The organism is Aeromonas media (assembly GCF_000819985.1).
GTDB lineage: Bacteria > Pseudomonadota > Gammaproteobacteria > Enterobacterales > Aeromonadaceae > Aeromonas > Aeromonas media.
Window position 1 is genome coordinate 1 of record NZ_CDBZ01000180.1, and the last position, 4,101, is coordinate 4,101.

General features: G+C 59.9%; 2 protein-coding genes. Both read left to right on the forward strand.

The genetic code is table 11. The annotated features are described in order from the left end of the window. The first annotated feature begins 360 nt into the window (after window positions 1-360). A complete protein-coding gene (gene rapA, locus BN1127_RS15535; RefSeq protein ID WP_041206378.1) occupies window positions 361-3,228 on the forward strand; it encodes an RNA polymerase-associated protein RapA in 2,868 nt (955 codons plus the stop codon). 132 nt (window positions 3,229-3,360) lie between these two features. Further along, window positions 3,361-4,017, forward strand: a complete 657-nt coding sequence (gene rluA, locus BN1127_RS15540) for a bifunctional tRNA pseudouridine(32) synthase/23S rRNA pseudouridine(746) synthase RluA (RefSeq protein WP_042650014.1) — start codon at window positions 3,361-3,363, stop codon at window positions 4,015-4,017. Window positions 4,018-4,101: the final 84 nt, after the last annotated feature.

Consider the following 4,101-nt stretch of genomic DNA (forward strand, 5'->3'; position numbering starts at 1 on the left):
CGAGTCAAGCCTTATTTTCACAGGCTTTTCGAGGTTATCGACTTGGTCGTTTGCGTTGCCGCTTGCCCTGTCGATGGAGGCGCATTATAGGGAGCTGGCTCGGATTGGCAAGGGTGATTTCGCATAAAATTCGCATTTCCAGCTCAACCGCTCACCAATCAACCAAGGTGGTGTTTTAATGCTCATACAGGGTTCCGTATGCAGGCACTTTCTGCCCCTTGCGGGGTCAAGGGTGTCAGTAGATCAAGGTTGTATCGAATTGCCTTTCCCGAATACCACAACCATGGTGATCGGGATCCGGCCTTCGGGTAACATAGCGCCCCTTTGCGATTCTCACACTCTTGGGCTTTGGAGAGTTTAATGCCTTTTGCACTTGGCCAGCGTTGGATTAGTGATACAGAGACGGATCTGGGGTTGGGGACTGTCGTTGCTGTTGAAGGACGCATGGTTACCCTGTTGTTTCCGGCTACCGGTGAAAACCGCATGTATGCCAAAGAAGAGGCGCCGGTCACCCGGGTCAGCTTCAATGTGGGCGATCAGATTGCCAGTCACGAAGACTGGACCATGATGGTCGAAGAAGTGCAGGAGAAAGACGGCCTGCTTATATATGTCGGTGTTCGCACCGACAATGATGAGCCCGTTGCCCTCAAGGAAGTGTTTCTCAACAACTTCATCAAATTCAACAAGCCGCAGGATCGCCTGTTTGCCGGTCAGATTGACCGGATGTCCCGCTTTACCCTGCGCTACGAGGCGTTGGTCAACCAGCACCAGCGTCGTCGCAACCCGACCCGCGGTCTGGCCGGTGGCCGGGTCAGCCTGATCCCGCACCAGCTCTATATTGCCCACGAAGTGGGTCACCGCTACGCCCCGCGCGTATTGCTGGCTGATGAGGTGGGTCTGGGTAAGACCATAGAAGCGGGCATGATCATTCATCAGCAGTTGCTCTCCGGTCGCGCCCATCGGGTGCTGATCCTGCTGCCCGAAACTTTGCAGCACCAGTGGCTGGTCGAGATGCTACGCCGCTTCAACCTGCACTTCTCCCTGTTTGACGAGGAGCGCTGCATCGAGGCGTTCGCCGATGCGGAGAACCCCTTCGAGACCGAACAGCTGGTGATCTGCAGCCTCGACTTCCTGCGCAAGAAGCGTCGTCGCTTCGAACAGGTGCTGGAAGCCGAGTGGGATCTGCTGGTTGTCGACGAAGCACACCATCTGGAGTGGAGCGAAGAGGCCCCCAGCCGCGCCTACGAAATGGTGGAAGCGCTGGCCGAACAGGTGCCGGGCGTGCTGCTGCTGACCGCCACCCCGGATCAGTTGGGCCACCAGAGCCACTTTGCCCGTCTGCGCCTGCTCGATCCCGAGCGTTTCTACGACTACGACGCCTTCCTCGCCGAGGAGCAGGCCTATGGCCAAGTCGCCAGCGCCGCGCAAGAGCTGCTGGAAGGCGAAACCCTGAGCGATGCAGCCAAACAGATCCTCGCCAGCCAGCTGGAAGGGCTGGATTTGAGCGATGCTGCTGCCCGCCAACAAGCGGTCGCAACGCTGCTGGATCAGCACGGCACCGGCCGGGTGTTGTTCCGCAACAGCCGCGCCAATATTCAGGGCTTCCCCGAGCGTCACCTCAACGTCTACCCCATGCCACTGCCGGATCAGTACAAGACCGCCATCAAGGTGATGGGCATGATGGGTGGCAACGGCGGCGATCTGCAGACCCGCGCCCTGCGCTACCTCTATCCCGAGAAGATCTTCCAGCAGTTCGAAGGCGACAACGCCACCTGGACCCAGTTCGACCCGCGCGTTGACTGGTTGCTGGGGCTGCTGCTTTCTGCCCGCCAGCAGAAGGTGTTGGTGATCTGCTCCGAAGCGGCCACCGCCATCGCACTGGAAGAGGCGCTGCGCACCCGTGAAGGGATCCGCGGTACCGTGTTCCATGAAGGGATGTCCATCCTCGAGCGGGACAAGGCCTCTGCCTATTTTGCGCAAGAGGATGGTGGCGCCCAGGTGTTGCTCTGCTCCGAGATCGGTTCAGAAGGTCGCAACTTCCAGTTTGCCAGTCATCTGGTGCTGTTCGATCTGCCGCTCAACCCGGATCTGCTGGAACAGCGCATCGGTCGACTGGATCGTATCGGTCAGCAGAATACCGTCGAGATCCACGTTCCCTATCTGGAGGGCACCTCCCAGCGCGCCCTGCAGCTCTGGTATCACGATGGTCTGGACGCATTCGAGCAGACCTGCCCGACCGCTCGCCCGGTATTCGAAGCAGTGCGCGATGAACTGTTCGAGCTGCTGGCCGCCAACACCGGCGATCAGGCCACCCTCGACGCCCTGCTGATCAAGACCCGCGAACTGCACGAGCCGCTCAAGGCCCGTCTGGAACAGGGCCGCGATCGCCTGCTGGAGATCCACTCCAGCGGTGGCGCCGCCGCCCAGCAGCTGGTTGACAAGCTGGCCGCCGAAGATGGCGACACCGGCATGATCTCCTTCGCCCTCAAGATGTTCGACGAGATCGGCGTCAATCAGGATGACCGTGGCGAGAACGCGCTGGTGCTGACCCCCGGGGATCACATGCTGGTCTCCAGCTTCCCGGGGCTGCCGCAAGATGGCATGACCATCACCTTCGATCGCAACACCGCCCTGTCGCGGGATGACATGGCGCTGCTCTCCTGGGATCACCCCATGATGCGCGGCGGTATCGACCTGATCCTCGGCTCCGAGATCGGTGCTACCTCGGTCGCCCTGCTCAAGAACAAGGCGCTGCCCATCGGCTCCATCCTGCTTGAGCTGATCTTCGTTGCCGAGTCTGCGGCCCATCCCCAGCTCTACCGTTTCATGCCGCCGACGCCGATCCGTCTGCTGATGGACAAGAACGGCCAGAATCTGGGTGAAAAAGTGGCGTTCGATGCCTTCAACCGCCAGCTGACTCCGGTCAACCGCCACCTCGGCAGCAAGCTGGTCACCGCGTCGCAACCGGTGATCCACGGTCTGATTGGCAAGGCTCAACCGATTGCCGAAGAGCTGAAAGCCGGGATTGTCGACAAGGCCCGTACCCAGATGGCGCAGACCCTGCAGCAGGATCTGGATCGGCTGGAAGCGCTCAAGGCGGTCAACCCGAACGTGCGCGACAGCGAACTGGATTATCTGCGCAATCTGCAGGCAGAATTGCACCACCTGATCGATCAGACCCAACTCAAGCTGGATGCAATCCGCTTTATCGTGGTCACTCATAACTGATAAAGCTGTGAAGGCATCATCTGGTTGATAACGACCAGACCCAACGCGAGTTGGCTGCCATGCACTTTATGATTGTGGTTACCCATAACTGATGGGGGCTTGCCCCCGCTTTGACCAAAGATGCGAGACGCTATGTTTGTATACTCACCGCCCCTGGAACCCTGGCTCGATATCCTGTTCAAGGACAAGGACATCATGGTGGTCAACAAGCCCACTGGCCTGCTGAGCGTCCCCGGGCGCGGCCCCGAGAATGAAGACAGCGTCCTGCATCGGGTGAAGCAGCAGCACCCCAAGGCGGCGGCAGCTCATCGCCTCGACATGTCCACCACTGGCGTCATTGTCATTCCCCTCAATCCCAACTCTCATCGGGAGTTGAGCCGACAATTTCGCGAGCGGGAGACCGAGAAGCACTACCTCGCCTGGGTGTGGGGCGAGCCGGAGGCAGAGTCGGGTCAGGTTGACCTGCCGCTCTGCGTCGACTGGCCCAACCGCCCGAAACAGAAGGTGGACTTTGAGGAGGGACGTCACGCTCTGACCCTGTGGGAGAAACTGAAGGTGGAGAACGGCAACAGCCTGATCAAGCTGACCCCCATCACCGGTCGCTCGCACCAGCTGCGCGTCCATATGTTGGAACTGGGGCATACGATCCTGGGTGACAACCTCTACGCCCATCCGGATGCGCTGGCGGCAGCGCCCCATCTCTACCTGCATGCGGCCAGCCTGACCATCAGCCACCCACGCAGTGGCGAGCGGATGACCTTCGAGGCACCAGCCCCCTTCCCGCTCTGAATGGAAGAGACTGCGCCAAATCGCAGAGATAAAAAAGCCCCCATCGCGAGATGGGGGCTTTTTCATGGCTATGTCCCAATTACG

Coding starts and splice junctions, on each gene's coding strand:
- rapA (WP_041206378.1), top strand. CDS start 361: ATGCCTTTTGCACTTGGCCAGCGTTGGATTAGTGATACAGAGACGGAT.
- rluA (WP_042650014.1), top strand. CDS start 3,361: ATGTTTGTATACTCACCGCCCCTGGAACCCTGGCTCGATATCCTGTTC.